Raw genomic sequence first — 652 nt, 5'->3', positions numbered from 1 at the left:
AGCTTGTTCTTTAACCTTGGGCTGGCCCCTGCCGTTTGGCCCGCTCGCGGGCCAGTGGCAGAGTGAGCCGGATGATCGGACACCTGTACACCGTCGTCATCGACTGCCCCGACCCGGACGAGCTCGCCGGTTTCTACGAGAAGCTGCTGTCGCTCTCACGGCAGGCGGACACCGGCGACTTCGTCGTGCTCCAGAACGCGGCGGGTGCCCCGGTGGTCGCCTTCCAGCGGGTGGACGACTTTCGAGCGCCGCGGTGGACGGATTCCGCGCGTCCTCAGCAAATGCATATCGACGTGATGGTCACGAACCTCGATACGGCTGAGGCCCAGGTGCTGGCCCTCGGTGCGACGCTGCTGGATGGTTCGGATAAGCCGATCGGTTACCGCGTCTACGAGGACCCCGTCGGCCATCCCTTCTGCCTGATCACTCCTGAGGGAGCCTGACCTGCCATTTGCCGGCGTCGAAATGTGCCTCGAACTGGGTCACTGACCTGGGCATTCGGCAAACGCTGAGGCGGCCTTCGCCTGATCATGTACTCCGACCAAGGTGCACCGATCAGAACGAAGGCCGTGAGGGTGAGTCTCCTGCCTGAAGCCGTTCCTGGGGAAGCGTTTGCGGAAGCGTCACGCTTCCGGGACGAGTTGTACGAGTG

At 63.7% G+C, this 652-nt stretch carries 1 protein-coding gene; it reads left to right on the top strand.

The features are described 5' to 3' along the window. Positions 1-71 precede the first annotated feature (71 nt). Positions 72-443 (top strand): VOC family protein, encoded by a 372-nt coding sequence (locus tag RM812_RS42045; RefSeq protein ID WP_311586278.1) that lies wholly within the window; start codon positions 72-74, stop codon positions 441-443. Positions 444-652: the final 209 nt, after the last annotated feature.

Origin of the sequence: Streptomyces lancefieldiae (genome assembly GCF_031845825.1) — a bacterium.
In the GTDB taxonomy this organism is placed as follows: Bacteria; Actinomycetota; Actinomycetes; order Streptomycetales; family Streptomycetaceae; genus Streptomyces; species Streptomyces lancefieldiae.
The sequence above is the reverse complement of the archived record's forward strand: the minus strand, read 5'-3'. Positions and strand labels throughout refer to the sequence as shown.

Bases quoted from the DNA above. Each gene is read 5' to 3' on its own strand.
- RM812_RS42045 (WP_311586278.1), top strand. From the start codon at position 72: ATGATCGGACACCTGTACACCGTCGTCATCGACTGCCCCGACCCGGAC.